Source organism: Mesorhizobium sp. M0563, assembly GCF_040321065.1.
Taxonomy (GTDB): domain Bacteria; phylum Pseudomonadota; class Alphaproteobacteria; order Rhizobiales; family Rhizobiaceae; genus Mesorhizobium.
Genome location: NZ_JAMYQV010000021.1, coordinates 58,914 through 77,272, shown reverse-complemented (window position 1 = coordinate 77,272; position 18,359 = coordinate 58,914). Strand labels below are relative to the sequence as shown.

General features: G+C 64.5%; 18 protein-coding genes. 3 read left to right on the top strand and 15 right to left on the bottom strand.

The window, feature by feature from the left end:
* Positions 1–18: 18 nt before the first annotated feature.
* Positions 19–1,269, bottom strand: coding sequence for an NAD(P)/FAD-dependent oxidoreductase (locus NKI50_RS23950; protein WP_352494144.1), 1,251 nt, complete (start codon positions 1,267–1,269; stop codon positions 19–21).
* A 48-nt stretch (positions 1,270–1,317) separates the two neighbouring features.
* Positions 1,318–2,211, bottom strand: coding sequence for a dihydrodipicolinate synthase family protein (locus NKI50_RS23945; protein ID WP_352494143.1), 894 nt, complete (start codon positions 2,209–2,211; stop codon positions 1,318–1,320).
* Positions 2,212–2,314: 103 nt separating this feature from the next.
* Between NKI50_RS23945 and NKI50_RS23940 the strand changes: the two genes are divergently transcribed.
* Positions 2,315–2,968, top strand: a complete 654-nt coding sequence (locus tag NKI50_RS23940; RefSeq protein WP_023719664.1) for a GntR family transcriptional regulator — start codon at positions 2,315–2,317, stop codon at positions 2,966–2,968.
* A 14-nt stretch (positions 2,969–2,982) separates the two neighbouring features.
* Here the strand turns inward: NKI50_RS23940 and NKI50_RS23935 are convergent, their stop codons facing one another.
* From NKI50_RS23935 to NKI50_RS23925, 3 genes are all read right to left on the bottom strand, one after another.
* Positions 2,983–3,297: a hypothetical protein gene (locus NKI50_RS23935; RefSeq protein ID WP_023719665.1), complete on the bottom strand. Its 315-nt coding sequence runs from the start codon at positions 3,295–3,297 to the stop codon at positions 2,983–2,985.
* A gap of 305 nt (positions 3,298–3,602) precedes the next feature.
* Positions 3,603–3,902: a hypothetical protein gene (locus NKI50_RS23930; RefSeq protein WP_023719666.1), complete on the bottom strand. Its 300-nt coding sequence runs from the start codon at positions 3,900–3,902 to the stop codon at positions 3,603–3,605.
* A gap of 307 nt (positions 3,903–4,209) precedes the next feature.
* On the bottom strand, positions 4,210–5,706 hold the full coding sequence (locus NKI50_RS23925) for a CoA-acylating methylmalonate-semialdehyde dehydrogenase (RefSeq protein ID WP_352588226.1): 1,497 nt from the start codon (positions 5,704–5,706) through the stop codon (positions 4,210–4,212).
* Between the two features lie 375 nt (positions 5,707–6,081).
* On the opposite strand from NKI50_RS23925, the gene NKI50_RS23920 reads away from it, so the two are divergent.
* Positions 6,082–6,963, top strand: coding sequence for a LysR family transcriptional regulator (locus NKI50_RS23920; protein ID WP_023719668.1), 882 nt, complete (start codon positions 6,082–6,084; stop codon positions 6,961–6,963).
* Positions 6,964–7,002: 39 nt separating this feature from the next.
* Here the strand turns inward: NKI50_RS23920 and NKI50_RS23915 are convergent, their stop codons facing one another.
* The 8 genes from NKI50_RS23915 to rsfS form a co-directional block, all read right to left on the bottom strand.
* Positions 7,003–8,259, bottom strand: coding sequence for a D-amino acid dehydrogenase (locus NKI50_RS23915; RefSeq protein WP_352494141.1), 1,257 nt, complete (start codon positions 8,257–8,259; stop codon positions 7,003–7,005).
* A 138-nt stretch (positions 8,260–8,397) separates the two neighbouring features.
* Positions 8,398–9,567: an alanine racemase gene (gene alr / locus NKI50_RS23910; RefSeq protein WP_023719670.1), complete on the bottom strand. Its 1,170-nt coding sequence runs from the start codon at positions 9,565–9,567 to the stop codon at positions 8,398–8,400.
* A 29-nt stretch (positions 9,568–9,596) separates the two neighbouring features.
* Positions 9,597–10,118, bottom strand: a complete 522-nt coding sequence (locus tag NKI50_RS23905; RefSeq protein ID WP_023719671.1) for an RNA pyrophosphohydrolase — start codon at positions 10,116–10,118, stop codon at positions 9,597–9,599.
* A 1-nt stretch (position 10,119) separates the two neighbouring features.
* A complete protein-coding gene (locus NKI50_RS23900) occupies positions 10,120–11,331 on the bottom strand; it encodes a divergent polysaccharide deacetylase family protein (RefSeq protein ID WP_352480952.1) in 1,212 nt (403 codons plus the stop codon).
* Positions 11,332–11,529: 198 nt separating this feature from the next.
* Positions 11,530–12,855, bottom strand: a complete 1,326-nt coding sequence (locus tag NKI50_RS23895) for a S41 family peptidase (protein ID WP_023719673.1) — start codon at positions 12,853–12,855, stop codon at positions 11,530–11,532.
* Entirely contained in the window at positions 12,856–14,199 is a 1,344-nt protein-coding gene (locus tag NKI50_RS23890) for a murein hydrolase activator EnvC family protein (RefSeq protein ID WP_352494137.1), read from the bottom strand.
* A gap of 151 nt (positions 14,200–14,350) precedes the next feature.
* Complete coding sequence (gene rlmH / locus NKI50_RS23885) at positions 14,351–14,833, bottom strand: 23S rRNA (pseudouridine(1915)-N(3))-methyltransferase RlmH (protein WP_023719675.1); 483 nt, start codon at positions 14,831–14,833, stop codon at positions 14,351–14,353.
* Between the two features lie 61 nt (positions 14,834–14,894).
* Positions 14,895–15,272: a ribosome silencing factor gene (gene rsfS / locus NKI50_RS23880; RefSeq protein ID WP_023678068.1), complete on the bottom strand. Its 378-nt coding sequence runs from the start codon at positions 15,270–15,272 to the stop codon at positions 14,895–14,897.
* Positions 15,273–15,512: 240 nt separating this feature from the next.
* Here rsfS and NKI50_RS23875 point away from each other — a divergent pair, with 240 nt between their 5' ends.
* The gene (locus NKI50_RS23875; protein WP_352717790.1) at positions 15,513–16,370 is read left to right on the top strand and encodes a mechanosensitive ion channel family protein; all 858 of its coding nucleotides are present in this window, start codon (positions 15,513–15,515) and stop codon (positions 16,368–16,370) included.
* 29 nt (positions 16,371–16,399) lie between these two features.
* On the opposite strand, the gene NKI50_RS23870 is transcribed toward NKI50_RS23875, so the two are convergent.
* Both NKI50_RS23870 and NKI50_RS23865 read right to left on the bottom strand, forming a co-directional pair.
* A complete protein-coding gene (locus NKI50_RS23870; protein ID WP_023719677.1) occupies positions 16,400–17,689 on the bottom strand; it encodes an MFS transporter in 1,290 nt (429 codons plus the stop codon).
* Positions 17,690–17,761: 72 nt separating this feature from the next.
* The gene (locus NKI50_RS23865) at positions 17,762–18,349 is read right to left on the bottom strand and encodes a nicotinate-nucleotide adenylyltransferase (RefSeq protein WP_031194203.1); all 588 of its coding nucleotides are present in this window, start codon (positions 18,347–18,349) and stop codon (positions 17,762–17,764) included.
* Positions 18,350–18,359 lie beyond the last annotated feature (10 nt).

The following is an 18,359-nucleotide window of genomic DNA, read 5'->3' as shown; positions in this document are numbered from 1 at the left end:
AACTGAATGTCTTCGATCTCAAAACCGTTGCGGACTGAACGGACCGAGATCAAGCGATGGACCCTGCCCGAGAACGAGCTCACGGATCAAGCGTCCGGTCGCCGCGGCCTGGGTCAGGCCGAGATGACCATGGCCGAAGCCATACACCACCGACGGCGTTTTTTGCGACCGCCCGATCACCGACAACGAATCCGGCAGCGACGGCCGGAACCCCATCCATTCGCGGCCATTGGCCGGATCCAGCCCTGGCAGGAATTTTTGCGCCTTTTCGAGCAGTGCTTTCGAGCGCGCATAATTGGGCGGCCTTTCGAGGCCGCCGAGCTCGACCGCGCCACCGACGCGCAGGCCGGTCTCGAGCGGCGTGATGACAAAGCCATGCCCGGAGAAGATCAATTGCCGCTTTACGTCGAACGCAGTCTTCGGCAGCGTCGTGTTGTAGCCACGCTCGGTCTCCAGCGGGATGCCGTCGCCGAGATGTCTTGCCAGCAGATGCGACCAGGCCCCGGCAGCGATGACGACATGCTTTGCCCGACGCGTCGTACCGTCGGCCATGGTCAGGATCGCGTCGCCCTGTCCCGCCTCGATACGCTCGATCCGGGCCTTTTCGAACCCCGCGCCCAACCTCTCGGCATAGGCCCATAAGGCCTTTCCAAGCAGCTTGGGGTCGGCGACGGTCTTCCACCCCGGCACGAACGTGCCCCTGGCGAAGCGCGGCGACAGGCCGGGCTGCAAGGCGGCGAGAGCGCTGCCTTCGACATGGTTGAAGCCGATGCCGAAGCGCTGCCTTGCCGCCCAGCCGGGCAGCGACGCCTTGAACTCGGCCTCGCTTTCGTAGAGTTCGAGCGAGCCGTCCTCGTGCAGCATCGGCCGTGTGCCGGAACGGTCGAGCAAGCCCATCCATTCCGCCTCGGCGAGCTTCATCATCCCGGCCTGCGCGGCAAGGCCGGCTTCATAGCGGTCGCTTCGGCCGGCCCGCCAGAAGCGGACCAGCCAGGGCAACAGCTTCGGCAGATAGGCGGGCGGAATGCTGAGCGGGCCTAGCGGGTCGGCGAGCCATTTCGGCAACTGCCTGATCATGCCCTTGTGAGCCAGCGGCAGCACATCGGAGAACGCCAAGGCAGCGGCATTGCCGGAGCTGGTTTCCTCGCAGATCCCCGTCCGATCGAAAATCGTGACGTTTCGCCCCGCCTCGGCCAGAAAGCCGGCGGCGCAGATGCCGATAATGCCGCCACCAATGATGGCAACATCGAGCGTAGCATTATCATTCATTGCCATGCGCCGCGCTGCACATCTGCAAATACCCTCGAAGGGACTGGATCAGAATGCCGGCAGCTCTGGCCGCACCGCCAGCGCGTCCCTGACGGTCTTTTCGACAGCCTTGCGCCGCTCGCCCGCCAACGGCTGACGCGGCATGCGCACCCGGTCATTGGTATCGATGGCGAAGACCTCCGCGAGCTTGATGTTCTGCACCAGATAGGTCGAGACGTCGAGGTCGAGCAGCGGCCGGAACCAGCGGTAGATTTTCAACGCCTCCTCGCGGCGGCCCTGTCTCATCAATTGATAGATGGCGACTGTCTCGCGCGGGAACGCGGTGACCAGGCCCGCCACCCAGCCAATGGCGCCGACCGACAGCGCCTCGAAGGCAAGATTGTCGACGCCGGTGAACAGGTCATAGCGGTCGCCGAGGCGGTTGATGATCTCGGTCGAGCGGCGGATGTCGTCGGAGGACTCCTTGATGGCAACGAAGCGCTGGTCCTTCGCCAGTTCCTCCATCTGGTCGACAGTGACGTCGACGCGGTAGGCAAGCCGGTTGGAATAGATCATCACCGGCAGGTCGCCGGCCGCGGCGACGGCGCTGAGTGCCGCGACCGTCTCCTCGGTATTGGTATGGTAGATCGGGCTCGGCACCACCATCAAACCGTTGGCGCCTTCTTTTGCGGCGCGGCGCGCGATCGTCGCCGCCTCGCGTGTGCCGGCTTCGTTGACCGTCAACAGCACCGGTTTGTTGCCGGCGATCTTCTGCGCGGTCTTCAGCACCTCGATCTTTTCGTCATGCGACAGCATCGGTCCTTCGCCAAGCGAGCCACAGACGATGATGCCGTCGCAGCCGGCCTCCATCTGCAGCGCAAAGCAGCGCTCCATCTCGGCATGGTCGAGGCGATCATCCTCGGTGAATTTGGTCGTAACGGCGGGGAAAACTCCGGCCCACATGTCGGTCGCTCCATCTGATATATCAGTCGTATATTTCTTAAGACGCCGGCTGTCAACGTTGAATCTGATATGATATATCAAAAATATATCAGGAGACGCCGCATTGGTATATGACAACCCAGGCTCCGAGCCGGCGACTGCGAAGGCCTACCGCAGGCTCGAGCATATGATCGTGACGCTCGAACTGGCGCCCGCGAGCTTCATCACCGAGGGGGCGCTGATCGACAGGCTCGGCCTCGGCCGCACCCCGGTGCGCGAAGCGATCCAGCGGCTGGCCTGGGAGGGGCTGCTCGAGGTCCGGCCGCGTGCCGGCATTGCCATTGCCCCGCTTCACCCTGGCGACTGGCTGCGCGTCCTCGACGCCCGCCGCGGCGTCGAGGTCGTGCTTGCCCGCTCGGCCGCCCGCTTCGTCACCCGCGAGGCCGCCGACCTGTTTCATGACGCAGCGCTGGCCATGCAAAAGGCCGTGATTTCGGAAAATGTTCTTTGCTTCATCCAAGCCGACAAGGCGCTTGATGAGGCGCTGGCGCTGGCTGCAGACAACCCGTTCGCGGCGCGCCTGGCGGCGCCCTTGCAAACCCACAGCCGCCGCTTCTGGTTCCGCTACAAGGCCGATACCGGCTTGGCCGAATCCGCCGAGCACCATGTCGCATTGATCCGCTCGATCCTCGCCGGCGACGAAGAGGCCGCGGCCAAGGACGCCAAGCGGCTGATGGCGTTGCTGCGCGGCCACGCTGAGGCAGCTGCTACGCGCTGACGCCGCCCGCTCCCTCATGAGTTTTGGCCGGGCAGGGCGTCCACGCTTTCCCAATTTTCGCCGGCTGCGACAATGCAGCTTCTGCCGGCGACGTCGGTCACGATGACCGTCCAGCTTCCGCTATCGGCGACAAAAACTTCCATGACCGCCTCCTGACCGATCAGTCCGAGAGCAAACTGTCTTTCCTGGAAATTCTCGGCCAGGTGGGCGACGAGGTCGCCATGTTCAACGCAGTATTGATATTGGGCGCTTGCGGCATTCGTACCCACCGCGAATAAGCCAGCAAAAGCTACGGTCTTCACCCATCCTAACAGCGATTTGCGTGCCATAGGGCACCTCCTTTGCCATCACGATCCGGCAAAGGGAGGTGATTGACGGCCTCATTTTGCCGGAGCGATCCAGGCCGGTTCCGACGTCATCATCGCGTCGCTCCTTTCCGTGTTCCGGTCTGCCGCCAGCGGGAACGATTCTGGATGTTCTCGCTATGTTCCATATATGGTATCGCTAACGAAAAATAGCAAGCCGTGCGCGCCTCAAGTGGGCGCGGGGAGATCCGTTTCAAGGTCGCCGAGAACAGGGCCGCAGCCCGGCTGTCGTGCCGAGGCTGCGGCCAGGTGAATAGGAAAGGCCTACTTCAGGTACCGGGCAGCGCCGCTATCGTCATCGCGCTCTCCCAGCCTTCGCCGACTGAAATCACGCAGCTTTGACCTTTTGTATCGCTGGCGAGGATGGTCCAGGTGCCCTTGTCGGAAACGAAGACTTCAAGCACCACATTCGGATTGACGACGCCAACCGCGCTCGGGTTTTCATGAAACTTCTCGCCGAGCGCCTTGACCATATCGGCGCGTGCCGCGCATTGCTCGGCAGCCATTGCCGGGATGGCGGAAAGCGCCGCCGTTGCCGCGCAAGCTATGATCGCCATGAGACGTGTCATCTGACATCTCCTTTGCGCCGGACGATATCCCCCGGAGCCGTCACCAGCGCCGTTGGTTGATCTGCCAGCTCCTCCTTCGCGGCAGGACTGCAACCTAAGAGGATTGCTGCCTTCTTGGTTCCATCACATTCGTGTTCATGCCGATGAAGACGGCGACAAAAAAGGCACGGGCTCCAAGCCCGGGCCTTTTCTTGCTTTCTGCGATTTGGATCAGTTCATCGTCGGGATGACGAACTCGGCGCCGTCCTTCACACCGGCCCGCGCGCCCGCAGCCGAAGCGAGGACGCGCAGACAGGAAACCGTCCGGCTAATTCATCGTCGGGATGACGAACTCGGCGCCGTCCTTCACGCCGGACGGCCAGCGCGACGTCACAGTCTTGGTCTTGGTGTAGAAGCGGAACGCGTCCGGCCCGTGCTGGTTGAGGTCGCCGAACGAGGACGCCTTCCAGCCGCCAAACGTATAGTAGGCGATCGGCACCGGGATCGGCACGTTGATGCCGACCATGCCGACCTGGACTCGTGAGGCGAAGTCCCGCGCCGCATCGCCGTCGCGGGTGAAGATGGCGACGCCATTGCCCATCTCGTGCTCGTTGGCAAGCTTGATGGCGTTTTCGTAAGTCGGCGCGCGCACCACCGACAGCACCGGCCCAAAGATCTCTTCCTTGTAAATGCGCATGTCGGCAGTCACGTTGTCGAACAGGCAGCCGCCCATATAGTAGCCGTTCTCGTAGCCCTGCATGGAAAAGCCGCGGCCATCGACCACCAGCTTGGCGCCTTCCTTGACGCCGGTGTCGACATAGGATTTGACCCGCTCCAGCGCCTGCGCCGTGACCAGAGGGCCGAAATCGGCGGAAGAATCCGTCGACGGACCGACCTTCAGGCTCTCGACGCGCGGCACCAGTTTTTCCATTAGCCGGTTGGCGGTGTCGTTGCCGACCGGGACGGCCACCGAGATCGCCATGCAGCGCTCGCCGGCCGAGCCGTAGCCGGCGCCGATCAGCGCGTCGACGGTCTGGTCCATGTCGGCATCGGGCATGATGATCATGTGGTTCTTGGCGCCGCCGAAGCACTGCACGCGCTTGCCGGCCGCGCAGCCGCGCGAATAGATGTACTGGGCGATCGGTGTCGAGCCGACGAAACCGATAGCCTTGATGTCGGGATCGTCGAGGATGGCGTCGACCACTTCCTTGTCGCCGTTGACGACATTGAGGATGCCCGCCGGCAGGCCGGCCTCGATGAACAGTTCGGCAATCCGCATCGGCACGCCCGGATCGCGCTCCGACGGCTTGAGGATGTAGGCATTGCCGCAGGCGATGGCCGGCGCGATCTTCCATAACGGGATCATCGCTGGAAAATTGAACGGCGTGATGCCGGCGACGACGCCGAGCGGCTGGCGCATCGAATAGACGTCGATGCCGGGGCCGGCGCCATCGGTGAACTCGCCCTTCATCATATGCGGCGCACCGATGCAGACCTCGACCACTTCGAGGCCACGCTGGATGTCGCCCTTGGCGTCGGCGATGGTCTTGCCGTGTTCGCGCGCCAACATCTCGGCCAGCGCGTCATACTCCTTGGCGACCAGCTCGAGGAACCGCATCAGGACGCGTACGCGCCGCTGAGGATTGGTCGCCGCCCAGCCGGGCTGTGCCGCCTTGGCGTTTTCGACCGCTGCGCGCAATTCCGCCTGCGAAGCCAACGCCACCGTGCCACGCACCGTGCCGTCCATCGGCTGCATGACGTCCTGCTTGCGGCCGCTGGTCCCGGCGACACGCTTGCCGCCAATGAAATGACCGTATTCGATCATGGTTTCTCTCCTTGGTTCGTGATGAGGCATTGTCCGCCTTTGCGGGAGCGATGGCAACGCGAGTGAAAACGCAACCGTTGTGCAGAAAATAGATAGCGGCGCGCGATTGTGCATCAAATGGCGCAAATGGTAGGGAGTGTACTCCTATCGCTTGGATTGCTGAGTTGAGTTTCTTCACACCCCCCTCTGTCCTGCCGGACATCTCCCCCGCAAGGGGGGAGATTGGCGGCTTCGGCCTTACCGCCCTTTTTGCGACGTTGGAGATTGGCGAAAGCCGACCGGACATCCGATCTCCCCCCTTGCGGGGGAGATGGCCGGCAGGCCAGAGGGGGGTGGGCGGGAACACGGCGCTCTCTATCGAAACGGACCATCCCGATGAACTGGGATGACGTTCGCATCTTCCTTGCCGTGGCGCGCGCCGGCCAGATCCTCGGCGCCGCCAGGCGGTTGGAGCTCAATCACGCGACCGTCTCGCGCCGCATTGCCGCCCTCGAGGATGCATTCAGGACAAAACTGTTTCGCCGGCTTACCACCGGCAGCGAGCTGACGCCGGCAGGCGAACGTTTCCTCGAAATCGCCGAACGCATGGAGGGCGACATGATCGCCGCGCGCTCGACCGTTTCAGGCGAAGGCGACGACGTCTCGGGCACCGTGCGCATCGGCGCGCCGGACGGTTTTGGCGTCGCCTTCCTGGCCAGGCGCCTCGGCGCGCTGACCGCTTTGCACCGCGAGCTCACCATCCAGCTGGTGCCGGTACCGCGCTCCTTCTCTTTGTCCCGCCGCGAGGCCGACATTGCCATCACCGTCGAACGGCCGACGGAAGGCCGTCTGGTGGCGGGAAAGCTCGTCGACTACACGCTCGGCCTGTTCGCGTCGCGGGCCTACGCCGACACGCATGGCCTGCCCGGAACCGCCGCCGAGCTGGGCCAGCACACGCTGATCGGCTACGTGCCGGACCTGATCGTCAGTCCCTCGCTCGACTACGCGGCCGAATTCAGCGCCGACTGGCGCACCAGCTTCGCCATTTCCTCAGCGCTCGGCCAGGCCGAAGCGGTGCGTTCCGGCGCCGGCATCGGCATCCTGCACACCTTCGTTGCCCGCTCGATGCCGGAGCTGGTGCCTCTCGATATCGTCGCACCCATCCGCCGCGCCTACTGGCTGGTCTATCATGAATCGGTCAGGCCACTGCGCCGCGTCCAGATCGCCGCGAGCTTCATCACCAAGGCCGTCGAACGGGACCGGGGTTTGTTCGCGTGAAGCCTACCGGCCGGCGGCTGTCTTAAGCTGCTGGGGGTCTTACTTGGCGTATCGTCCCGGCCCGAGATCGCCGACGTCGATGTCTGGCACCCGGCTGGAGATGATGTCGGCCAGAACCTTGGCCGAGCCGCAGGCCATGGTCCAGCCGAGCGTGCCGTGGCCGGTATTGAGATAGAGATTGGAGAAATCGGTGCGCCCGATCAGCGGCGGCCCGTCCGGCGTCATCGGCCGCAGCCCGCACCAGAAGGTGGCCGACCGCATGTCGCCGCCGCCCGCGAAAAGGTCGCCGACCGAATGTTCGAGCGTGCGGCGCCGCGATTCGTGCAGCCGCATGTCGAAGCCGGAGATTTCCGCCGTGCCGCCGACCCGGATACGGTCGCCGAGGCGGGTGATCGCCACCTTGTAGCTCTCGTCCATCACCGTCGACACCGGCGCGGCGGCGGCGTCCTTGATCGGCAGGGTGATCGAATAGCCCTTGACCGGGTAGACCGGGATGGGCCGCTTCAGCATGCGCATGAACCGCGCCGAATAGCTGCCCATCGCCATCACATAGGCGTCAGCGACCATCCAGCCCTTGCTGGTGCTGATGTTGGTGATGCGATCGCGCTTCTTGACGACGCGCCGTATCTCCGTGTCGTATTCGAAGGTGACGCCGCGTGCCGCGCAAAGCTCCGCAAGCCTGTCGGTGAACATCTTGCAGTCGCCGGTTTCGTCGCCGGGCAACCGCAGGCCACCGACGAATTTCTCGCGCACGCCAGCCAGCGCGGGCTCGGCAGCAATGCAGCCGTCGGGGTCGAGGACCTCATAAGGGACGCCATAGGTCTTCAGCACCTCGACATCGCCGCCGACGCCATCGAGCTGCTTTTGCGTTCGGAAAAGCTGCAGCGTACCCTTGGCGCGCTCGTCATAGGCGATGCCGGTCGCCTCGCGCAGCGCCTTCAGCGTGTCGCGGCTGTATTCGGCCAGCGGCACCATGCGCGCCTTGTTCAGCGCGTAGCGTTCAGCCGTGCAATTGCGCAGCATCTTGACCAGCCATATCCACATATGCGGATCGAGCGCCGGCCGCACCACCAGCGGACCATGCTTCATCAACAGCCATTTGACGGCCTTCAGCGGAACGCCGGGCCCGGCCCAGGGCGAGGCATAGCCGGGCGAGATCTCGCCGGCATTGGCAAAGCTGGTTTCCAGCGCCGGGCCTTTCTGGCGGTCGATCACCGTCACCTGATGGCCGGCCTCGGCAAGAAAATAGGCGGTGGTGACCCCGATCACACCGCCGCCCAGCACGAAGATCTTCATCGCTTAGTTCTCCGCAACGGCGTCTCGTCAGGGTTCGGGTCCGGGATCATCGCCGCCTTCTGTCTGCCGGATTCTGCGGCGTCCGCCAAGTGCCGATGCTGAGGGAAACGACATGCGTGAGGACAACAAGCTTGCGTCCTAGCCATTCACATAGCGCCGGTGGAAGCGGTGGCCGAGGCTGGTCAAGACCTCATAGCCGATGGTGCCGGCCTGGCCGGCTACCTGGTCCACGGTCTGCGACGACGGCCCGATCAGTTCGACGAGGTCGCCGGCCTTCAGCTTGCCGGGCGGCAATGCGGAAATGTCAAGGATGATCGAATCCATCGAAACCCGGCCGATGAAGGGCAGCCGCACATTTTCGAACCAGGCAGCGGAAGCGGCGCGTCGATGCCAGCCATCGCCGTAGCCGAGCGAAATCGTCGCCGCGGCAAGCGGGGCCTTGGTGTGGAAAGTGTGGCCGTAGCCGACACCGGCGCCGGCCTCCAGCATCCGCGTCTGGATGACCTTGGCTTGCAATCGCACCACCGGCAGCATCGGGTTGTCCTTCGCCGGCGTCGGATTGATGCCATAGAGAGCGGCACCCGGACGAACGAGGTCGTAGTGATAGCGCTGCCCGAGAAAAATGCCTGATGAATTTGCAAGCGACGCCGGCGCTCCCGGCAGCATCCGGCGCAGCCGTTCGAATTCCAGCCGTTGCTGCTCGTTGGCCGGTTGCTCGGGTTCGTCGGCGCAGGCGAGATGGCTCATCACGAAGGTCAGTTCGACACCATCGAAAGCCTGCGGATCCTGCGCGATGGCTTTCACCTCCTCGGGCGCCATGCCGAGCCGCGACATGCCGCTGTCGACCTGGACGGCGGCAGGCAATTTATGGCCCACCCGCCCGGCCATCTCGCGCCATGCCGCAAGTTGGCTGGCGCTGTTGACGACAGTGCAAAGCCCCGCCGCAACCGCTTCCCGTTCCGCACCTGGCGGAATGCCGTTCAGCACGTAGATGGCCGGGTCTGAGCCGAGCGCCTTGCGCAGCAAGACGCCGCCGGCCAAATGCGCGACGAAGAAAATATCACAGCCTTCAGCCATCAGCGCCGCCGCCACCGGCGCCGCGCCAATCCCGTAACCGTCGGCCTTGACCACTCCGGCACAGCTGACGCCGCCCAGACGCGCCTTCAGCCGCCGGTAATTCTCACGGACGGCGCCAAGATCGACGGTCAGGATCGCCCCCGCCGCCGCTTCGCTGATCGGCTCACTCGGGGCGCCGGCCTGCGGTAGAGAGACGGTCTGCGGAAGGGATTTGCTGGAGATGTCGGTCATGCCGACCTGTTTTAGCGGAAGGCCGGCGGCTACGCCACCAGGTGCCGGAACGCTGCCACCACGTCTTTGTAGACCTTGCGCTTGAACGGCACGATCAGACCGGGCAGTTCCAGCATCGGCCGCCACGCCCACCGGTCGAACTCGGCCTTGTGGCCACCCGGCGGCGGATTGATTTCGATCTCGCTTTCGTCACCGTGGAAGCGGAAGGCAAACCATTTCTGCGTTTGGCCGCGATATCGTCCCTTGAAGGCGACGCCGACCAGATGGGCCGGCAGGTCGTATTTGATCCAGTGCGGCGCCTCGGCCAGCAGCGACACCGAGCGCATGCCGGTCTCTTCGTAAAGCTCGCGCTCCGCCGCGGGCAGCGGCTCCTCGCCATCGTCTATGCCGCCCTGTGGCATCTGCCAGAGCTGCGTGGTTCCAGCGAATTCGCTGTCCGGCTCGGCAATGCGATGGCCGACCCAGACCATGCCATCGCCATTGAGGACCATCACCCCTACGCAGGGCCGGTAGGGCAGTGTCTCGGCGTCAACGAGCTTGTTCTTTGCCATGTCAGCCTTTTTCCGGATCTATGGCCACCGCCGAAATCGGCACGATCTCGATGCCGCGCTTCTTGGCCTCGGTCACCCAGGACGACACGGTATCGACTGTCAGGTCGAAGGCCGAGCCGATGCCGACGGCAAAGCCTTTCGCCCGTGCCGTCGCTTCCAGCCCATCCAGTTTCTTCAATATGGCGCCGCGGTCCTGCACCGCGTCGATCGCCGTATCGCCGCCGACGAACGGCACGCCGTCCTTCAGCGCCAATTCGGATGCCAGGCTGCGCGCCGACGAACCGTCGTCGACATAGGCCAGACCACGCTTGCCAAGCTCGGCCATCAACGGCCCCATCGCCGTCGCGTCGGCCGAAAAGCGGGCGCCCATATAGTTCATGACGCCGGTGTAGTTGGTCGTTCGCGACAGCGCCCAGCGTAAATTCTTCAAATTCACGTCCGGCGCCGCTGCCACTGTCAGCGTGTTACGGCCGGGGTTGACGTTCGGATAGTCGAACGGCTCGAGCGGCACCTGCATGATGACCTCATGGCCGCCTTGCCGCGCCACCTGCATCCAGCGGCCGATGCTGTTGCCTTGCGGCGCGAAGGCCAGCGTCACTTCCGCCGGCAGCTTGGCGATGGCTGCCTGCGTGCCGGTCTGCGACACGGCAAGCCCGCCGATGACGAGCGCCACGCGTGCACCGCGTGCGCCGGACCACGGCCGCGCATAGACATCGAACGGGCGCCGGCCGTCGGCGGCGCGGATCGGCAGCGGACCGGTCTCGCTGGCCTCGATCAGCGCCTTGTCGGGAATGTGCGCGATCCTGAGGTTCTGGCCGATCGTCGAAGGGTCGCGGATGACAATGGCCGCCTTGGGCGGACCGTCGCCCTCTTCGGTCTGGACATGGATGATCTGCGGACCGCCCATCTTCCCGCTTGTCGTTTGTTCGCCCGTCTTCTGTTCGCTTGCGTTGCTTGGCGCTTCCGTTGCGGGCGTCGCCTTGGCCGGCGCCGCGGCGGGATCCGCCGCTGCCGGCATCTTCGGCGTCGAAACGGCGACTTCTTGCGGCTTGCGGAACGGCTTGTCGCGCAAGGCGATCGCGCCGGAAACGCCGACCACGGCCAGCACGACAAGCGCGGCCGCGACTGCACCGGCGCTGATCCTGCTGTCTGCGCGCGGCGCCCGGATCGCCTGTCCGAGAGGTCGTTCTATGTCCTTGCCGATATCAGCCAAGCCCGCACCCCCGGCGCGCATCTCCGAAGTGAAACCTCCGGAGGCGCAAATCCAAAATGTCGGCGCGTCCCCTCGCTTCACTGGACGCGCAGCATGCCGGCCGCGGCCCCGAATCAAACTGCCGGAGCCTCGCGGCCCCGGCAGCATCGCATCGCTTCGCTCAGGCAGCCAGACCTGTTTGGCCCGGCTTGCCTGCCCTTATTGGTTCAACACGGCCTTCTGCGGATTCGGTGGGAACGCCGGATCGGTCTTCTGGCCGCGCAGCAGCTGCTCGGCATAGATGAGCTGCAAATCGTCCTTCGGTTCCGGCGGCACATAGGCTGCCGAGCCCGAACCGGTCGTGCCTTCGTCGGCGCCCTTGATATGGCCCTTGAGGTCGGATTCGCCGCGCGTCAGGTCCCTGCCCTGCAGTTCCGCCGGCAGCGGCTGGTCAACCTTGATATCGGGCGTGATGCCCTTGCCCTGGATCGACTTGCCGGACGGTGTGTAATAGAGCGCCGTCGTCAACCGCAGCGCCCCGTTCTCGCCAAGCGGAATGATGGTCTGCACCGAACCCTTGCCGAAGGACTGCGTGCCGACCACCGTGGCGCGGCGCAGATCCTGCAGCGCGCCGGCAACGATTTCCGAGGCACTGGCCGAGCCGCCATTGACGAGCACGATCAGCGGCTTGCCGCCGATGTCGTCGCCGGCCCGCGCGTCGAAGCGGGTGACGTCCTTCGGATCGCGGCCGCGCGTCGAGACGATCTCGCCACGGTCGAGGAAGGCATCCGACACACTCACCGCCTGGTCGAGCAAACCGCCCGGATTGAGGCGCAGGTCGAGCACATAGCCCTTGAGCTTGTCGTTCGGCACCTGCTTCTTGATGGTGTCGATGGCATTCTCGAGGTCGTCATAGGTCTTTTCGGTAAAGGAGGTGATCTTCATGTAGCCGATGTCGTTTTCGACCCGGAACTTCACCGCCTTGACTTTGATGATGTCGCGCACGACCGTCAGTTCGATCGGCTTGTCGGCGCCCTGGCGCAGGATGGTGAGCTTGATCGGTGTGTTGACCAGCCCGCGCATCTTCTCGACGGCGTCGTTGAGCGTCAGGCCGCGAACCTCCTCGCCATCGATCTTGGCGATATAGTCGCCGGCGAGCACGCCTGCCTTGGCGGCCGGCGTATCGTCGATCGGCGTGATCACCTTGACCAGGTCGTTCTCCATGGTGACCTCGATGCCGAGGCCGCCGAACTCGCCCTTGGTCTGCACGCGCATGTCCTGCGCTTCTTCGGCATTCATGTAGGAGGAGTGCGGGTCGAGCGAGGACAGCATGCCGTTAATGGCATTTTCGACCAGCGATTTGTCGTCGGGCGGCGTCACATAATTCGCCCGCACCCGCTCGAAGATATCGCCGAAGATCGCCAGTTGCTTATAGGTCTCGGAGCCCGCAGCCTTCGCCGTCGAGCCGGGCGCGCCATAGACCAGGCTCATCGCCGATGCACCCATCAGCGCACCGGCAAACAGAAGCGACAGTTTCCGCATCATTCACGTCCTTCCAGAAAAACGGTCCGCCCACCATGGGGCCGGATCGACGGGTTTTCCATCCTTGCGGAACTCGACATAGAGCTCCGGCGTGGCATTTCCATTCTTCGATGCCGAGGTGCTCGCCACCCGGGCCTCTCCCATCGCGCCGACCGGCTCACCTGCGAGCACCGACTGGCCAGACGCGACGCTGATTCTGCTCATCCCCGCTAGGACGACATGATAGCCGTCACCCGCATTCAGGATCAAGAGTTGACCGTAAGAGCGGAAAGGCCCCGCATAAAGCACGTTTCCATCCGCCGGCGCTGTGACGATGGCTCCCGATTGTGTCGCAACCATGTCACCGAGCATCACCGCGCCGTTACCGTCGTTGGCCCCGAAGCGCCGCTTGATCCTGCCGGTGACCGGCAGCGCGATCTGCCCTTGAAGCGCGGAAAACGGCGCAGCAGCGGTGAGCCTGTTGCTCTCTGGCACCGGCAGCGAGGCCAGTTCCGTTGGCGCCGGGGCCGATGCCGGGCCCTTGTCGGCGTCCACCGTCTTTTGCTCGGCTGCCTTGGCCGCATCCGCCGCCTTGCGGGCCCTGTCGGCCTCGAGCGATGCGATCAGCTCTTTCAGGCTGCCGGCCTTGGCCGCCAGCGTCGCGGACCGTTGCTTTTCGGCGGCCAGCGCGGTTTGCGTATCGGCGGCGAGCTTCTGCTTGGCTTCGAGCAGCATGCCGAGCCGCTTTTTTTCCGCCGCCTGCTCGCCGACCGCTGCCGTCAGCCGCGCCCGCTCGGCCTCGATCGAGGCCGTCACCCGCGACTGCTCTTTGAGATCGGCCAGCAACATGTCGGTCTGCTGGCGCAGTTCCGGCACCACGGCACCGAGCAGGATGGCGCTGCGCACCGACGACAATGCGTCCTCCGGCTTGACCAGGATCGCCGGCGGCGGATTGAGCCCCATGCGCTGCAGCGCGCCGAGCACTTCGGCCAGAACGTCACGTCTGGCGGCCAGTGAGGCGCGTATCTTCTGCTCCTGCGCCTTCAGCCCTTCCAGCTTGCCGCCAATGTCCTCGATGTCCTGGCCGAGCTTCTGCTCGGTCATCGCCGACTGGATCAGTGCCGCGGTGATCGAGGCATGGTCCTTCTTGACCGCCGCTATGTCGGCGGCGAGCTTGGCCAGCCGCTCGGACGACAGCGTGATCTCTTTCGATACCTTTTCGTATTCGGCGCGGCTCTGGTCCGGGTCCGGCGCCAGGTCGAGCGTGTTCTCAGCCCGCGCGATCCCGAGCGAAACCACGATCACCGCCGCTGCGATGCCGTAGCGCACGCGCCAGGAGCCCGTTCGTGATTTCCAGTCTTCAGACATTGAAGCCCAACTCTATGCGCGGCTTCGTTAACGAACCATCAACCATGTTCGAGCCCGGCCGCCATCCGCAAACCCCTATGAGCCCAAACTGTCGATGAGCATTGGGGCAGAAATCCGGGCGGCTGGCGTCAATTCGCTGATCGAACCGGCTTCATGAACGATGGTAGGGGTGGCCGGAAAGGATCGTGGCCGCCCTGTAAAGCTGCTCGCCCAGCATGACGCGGACCAGCTGATGCGGCCAGGTCAGCGCGCCGAGCGACACCGTCAGATCAGCCAAGTCACGCAGCGACTGGTCATGGCCGTCGGCGCCGCCAATGGCGATCACCAGCGCCTTGCGCCCGCCATCGCGCAGCAAGCTTATGCGGCCGGCGAAATCCTCGGAGGAAAGGTTCTTGCCGCGCTCATCCAGCAGCATCAGCGCCGTGCCCGGTTGCAAGTGGGTCTGCAGCTTCTGGCCTTCCTCGCGCCGGCGCTCATTGGCCGTCTGCGCGCGGCCTTCGGCAATCTCGGCGATCCCGGCGAATTCGAGGCCTACGGCAGGGCCGCTCTTGGCGAAACGCTCGAAATAGCGGTCGGCCAACTGCTTCTCGGGGCCGGCTTTCATTCGGCCCACGGCATGAACGGTAATCTTCATCCCTGCCTCGGAGAGCCGCTGATGCGTGTCGCACAACGACATGCATCAAGACGAATACGGCTCAGTGGAGGGTCTCTTCCTCAAGATCCGGCGCCTGCCACATCTTTTCGAGATTGTAGAAGTCGCGGACCTCGGGACGGAAGACATGGACGATGATGTCGCCCGAATCGATCAGGACCCAGTCGGCGCCAGCCAGCCCCTCGACGCGCGCCGTGCCGAGCCCGGCATCCTTGAGCGCCTTGAGGAGATGATCGGCGACAGCCGAGACATGACGGTGCGATCGGCCCGACGCGACGACCATGTAGTCGCCGAGGCTCGATTTCCCCTGAATGTCGATTGAGACGATGTTTTCGGCCTTGGAGTCTTCCAGACTGGCAAGGACTGTCTTGATGGCGCGGGACACGGCGTCGTTTACGCTGATCCCGGCCGGCGAAGGCACGATGTCGGCCTTCTTCCGCAGTGCTGTTCTCAGTGTATTTCCTTTCGCAGCAAGAACAACCAAATCACCTTTCAAATCAGGTGACACTGCTTAGATAGGCAGAGTTAGGTTGCAGTTTCAAGACACCGCTCGCAAGCAGACGCCCTGTAGCGGCCGAATATGCGGCTTTTCCGGGCCAGAAATTCGGAACCGCCTCGCCCCGCAGCGGTTATCGGCTCATCCACGAACCGGAATCCCGACATGCCGATCGATCCTCAGAACGCCCTCCTCACCGTGCAATCCGGCCTGGCGCAACTCAGCACGCTGATCGTCTCCTACTCGCTTTCGGCGGTCGGCGCCGTCATCCTGCTGGTCATCGGCTACATCGTCGCCGGCCTCGCCGAGCGTTCGATCTATGCCGGCCTCGGCCACGTTCACGGCTTCGACGAAACGCTCCGCCATTTCTTCTCGCAGGTCGTCCGCTACGCCATCCTCGGGCTTGTCATGATCATGGTTCTCGGCCAGTTCGGCGTGCAGACGGCTTCGATCATTGCCGCCATCGGTGCCGCCGGCCTGGCCATCGGTCTGGCGCTGCAAGGCACGCTGCAGAACATTGCCGCTGGCATCATGCTGCTGGCGCTGCGGCCGTTCCGCATCGGCGAATATGTCGAGGTCGGCGCCATATCCGGTACCGTCGAGGAGATCGGGCTGTTTGCAACAACGCTGAGGACGGTCGAAGGTGTATACGTGCTTGCACCTAACTCGACCCTGTGGAACCAGCCGGTCCGCAATTTCACCCGCAATGGTGTGCGCCGCGGCGACATCACGCTCAGCATCGGCTCGTGGAACGACATCGATTTCGCGCAAAAGACCATGCTCGGTGTCGCCGCCGCCGACCGGCGCGTCAGGCGGCAGCCGGCGCCGATCGCCTTTGTCGCGACTGTCGGGGACAGCACTGTCGCCATCACCTTGCGCTACTGGACGGCGGCTGCCGATTTCTTCGCCGCCCAGATCGACCTCACCAAGAGTGTCAAGCAGGCGTTCGATGCCGAAGGCCTTTCAATTCCGGCGCCGGCGCCGCAAGCGCCGCAGCCGGAGGCCTCAGCCACGCAGCAATAGAGCATTTGAAGCCAGCCCGCAGAGGGCCCTCAAAGCTCTCCGCGCCCGCGCTGATCTTCGGGCGCGAAGGCGAGATCGACAGGCAACGGCGCCTGCGCCGTCATCGGCGCGAAACTGCCGGTCTCGGTGGCGGGCACGGGCCGCACCATGCCGACGCGCCAGAGAACGAACAAGCAGTAGGCGGCGGCAATGACGATTGCCACATAGATGAAGGCCTGCGTGCCATAGATGGCGGAAAGCCCGGTCACAATGCCGGGCACGACGAAGCCGGACAGCGACCAGGCAAACAAGAGCGAGCTCGACAGCGCCACCATGTCGTCCTTGCCGGCGCGGTCGCCAGCATGGGCGCTGGCCAGCGAATAGATCGATTCCGAGGCGCCGTCCCAGACCACGTAGATGACGAGCAGCGTCGCCAGAGCGCCACCGTCGAAACCCAGTGCAAACAGGCCCGCCGCGGCGGCAAGCGCCGACGCCGCGATCAGCACAAAGCGCCGGTCGGTGCGGTCGGAAATCCAGCCGAGGGGAATCTGCAGGATCAGCGTGCCGACCGGCATTGCCGAAAGCAGCAAGGCGACGTCGGCCTGGCTGTAGCCTCTGGCGGTGGCATGGATTGGCGCAAAACCCGAAATCGTCATCGACAGGCCGCCGACGGCAAGCATGCCGGCAACGCCGACCGGCGAGATTCGCCAGGCGCGGCCGAGCGCCACCGACGCCGCTTGCGGCGCCGGTGGCTGCGCGAGCCGCGTCAGCCCGACGGGAAGGATCGACAGCGCGGTGAAGGCAATGCCGATCAGCGGCGCATCGGCCGCGCGGATATCGATCAACGCCAGCGTCGAATAGCCGACGCCGAGTCCGGCGACATAGGCAACGTAGAAGATAGCCATGACCCGGCCGCGGATGGCGTTTGCGACGACATCGTTCAGCCAGCTCTGCGCGACAATGAACAGGCCGCATATGGCAAAGCCGTAGAGCGCCCGTGCAGCGATCCATGGCAATGGGTGCGGCCCGGCGCCGACCGCGGCGTTGGACAGCACGATCAGCGCCGACAGTACCATGAACACGCGGGCATGGCCGACACGCCGCACCAGCGGCCCGGTCAGGATGCAGCCAGCGAGGCCGCCAGCCGAAAGGCCGGTGACGATCAGCCCCGCCCAAGTCGGATCGAAGCCCTCGGCGCCGAGCCGGACTGGGATATAGGCGAACATGAGCCCATTGCCGACGGCGATCAGCGCCATCGACAAGAGGATGCTGGCAATGGCGATCGAGGGCGCCGGCTGCCCTAGACCGTTCTTGTCCTGGTCGCGCTCGAGAATCGTCATGACCGAGGATCGCCCATCAAGCAGGTCAAGGCAGCGGCAAATGCGACATGGCTGGACTTGCCTTCCGCCCGCTCAGCCCTTTGCCACATTGCGGATCGCGCTCGACGACAGCGACGAACGCGGGCCGTGGATGAAGGTCCAGGCCGGCGCGTTCATGCGGGCGAGCCGCGGTGCGTCGCCTTCGTCGACGCGGGCATAGTCGAAAGTCTTGGCGACCACGGACGACAGGAACGACAGCGTCGCACCTGGCCGGTCGACCACCGCGATCGGGAACGTCATCACGATACGGCGCCAGCGCTGCCAGCGGTGGAAGTCGCGAAGCGAATCGGCCCCCATGATCCAGACGAAATCGACGCCGGGGTTACGCGCCTTGACCAACGCCAGCGTGTCGGCGGTGAAGCGGACGTGGTGGGCCGCCTCGAAGGCGGTGACCTTGATCTTCGGGTTCTTGGCGATCTTTTCAGACAGCTGCAGCCGCTCGGCCAGCGGCGCAAGTTCACCAGCGTTCTTGAGCGGATTGCCGGGCGTCACCATCCACCACAGCTGGTCGAGAGCAAGGCGTCTGAGTGCGATCTCGGCGACCAGCGCATGCCCGGCGTGCGGCGGATTGAACGAACCGCCAAACAGCCCGACCGCCACGCCTTTCCCGGCATGCGGCATCTTGAGGTAA

What these genes read in the sequence shown, in the direction of transcription:
- NKI50_RS23890 (WP_352494137.1), bottom strand. Translation starts at nt 14,199, where the DNA reads ATGTCTGAAGACTGGAAATCACGAACGGGCTCCTGGCGCGTGCGCTAC.
- NKI50_RS23865 (WP_031194203.1), bottom strand. Translation starts at nt 18,349, where the DNA reads ATGCCGCATGCCGGGAAAGGCGTGGCGGTCGGGCTGTTTGGCGGTTCG.
- NKI50_RS23870 (WP_023719677.1), bottom strand. Translation starts at nt 17,689, where the DNA reads ATGACGATTCTCGAGCGCGACCAGGACAAGAACGGTCTAGGGCAGCCG.
- NKI50_RS23925 (WP_352588226.1), bottom strand. Translation starts at nt 5,706, where the DNA reads ATGATCGAATACGGTCATTTCATTGGCGGCAAGCGTGTCGCCGGGACC.
- NKI50_RS23875 (WP_352717790.1), top strand. Translation starts at nt 15,513, where the DNA reads ATGCCGATCGATCCTCAGAACGCCCTCCTCACCGTGCAATCCGGCCTG.
- rlmH (WP_023719675.1), bottom strand. Translation starts at nt 14,833, where the DNA reads ATGAAGATTACCGTTCATGCCGTGGGCCGAATGAAAGCCGGCCCCGAG.
- NKI50_RS23935 (WP_023719665.1), bottom strand. Translation starts at nt 3,297, where the DNA reads ATGGCACGCAAATCGCTGTTAGGATGGGTGAAGACCGTAGCTTTTGCT.
- NKI50_RS23920 (WP_023719668.1), top strand. Translation starts at nt 6,082, where the DNA reads ATGAACTGGGATGACGTTCGCATCTTCCTTGCCGTGGCGCGCGCCGGC.
- NKI50_RS23930 (WP_023719666.1), bottom strand. Translation starts at nt 3,902, where the DNA reads ATGACACGTCTCATGGCGATCATAGCTTGCGCGGCAACGGCGGCGCTT.
- alr (WP_023719670.1), bottom strand. Translation starts at nt 9,567, where the DNA reads ATGACCGACATCTCCAGCAAATCCCTTCCGCAGACCGTCTCTCTACCG.
- NKI50_RS23950 (WP_352494144.1), bottom strand. Translation starts at nt 1,269, where the DNA reads ATGAATGATAATGCTACGCTCGATGTTGCCATCATTGGTGGCGGCATT.
- NKI50_RS23945 (WP_352494143.1), bottom strand. Translation starts at nt 2,211, where the DNA reads ATGTGGGCCGGAGTTTTCCCCGCCGTTACGACCAAATTCACCGAGGAT.
- NKI50_RS23895 (WP_023719673.1), bottom strand. Translation starts at nt 12,855, where the DNA reads ATGATGCGGAAACTGTCGCTTCTGTTTGCCGGTGCGCTGATGGGTGCA.
- NKI50_RS23905 (WP_023719671.1), bottom strand. Translation starts at nt 10,118, where the DNA reads ATGGCAAAGAACAAGCTCGTTGACGCCGAGACACTGCCCTACCGGCCC.
- NKI50_RS23915 (WP_352494141.1), bottom strand. Translation starts at nt 8,259, where the DNA reads ATGAAGATCTTCGTGCTGGGCGGCGGTGTGATCGGGGTCACCACCGCC.